We start from the raw sequence: 519 nt of genomic DNA, 5'->3' as shown, positions 1-519 counted from the left end.
TCGCGCCCGGCCTGCTCGCCGGCATAGACGAGGCCCTGGCCGACCTCGGCGATGCCGATGTCGCCGCGGCCGTCGATGCCCTGCTCGGCACCCTGGCCGGCGTCCTCGGCGGCGAGAACGGCCTGCTCGACACTGCCGGCGATGCCGCCGACGAGCTGGTCGCCACCGTCGAGGCCGGCCTGCAGGCCCTGCTCGACGGCATCGAGGCCGGCACGCCGCTGGCCGGCGTCGGCGGCCTCTTGGGCGAGCTGGTCGACGGCCTGCTCTCCGGCAACCCGGACGCCGGCGCGGCGGGCGGCCTGCTGCCGCATCTCGAGGGCGGCTCGGCCGCGGCCGCGGCCGCGCTGAGCCAGGGCCTGGCCGAGGCCTTCGCCGCGCTGGACGGCCAGGACCTCGGCGGCGCGCTGGAGGCGGTGCTGGGCGCAGTCGATGCCGCCCTCCTGGCCGAGGGCGCGCTGGTCGGCGAGGCGCTGGACGGCGTGCAGGACCTGCTGCTCGACCTCGGCGCCGGGCTGGACG

The 519-nt window shown here is 78.6% G+C and carries 1 pseudogene; it reads left to right on the top strand.

The window, feature by feature from the left end:
• A pseudogene (locus G5B31_RS20965) lies at positions 1-519 on the top strand (hypothetical protein); the annotation flags it as partial.

Source organism: Rhodobacter sp. SGA-6-6, assembly GCF_011043545.1.
In the GTDB taxonomy this organism is placed as follows: domain Bacteria; phylum Pseudomonadota; class Alphaproteobacteria; order Rhodobacterales; family Rhodobacteraceae; genus Pseudogemmobacter.
The sequence above is the reverse complement of the archived record's forward strand: the minus strand, read 5'-3'. Positions and strand labels throughout refer to the sequence as shown.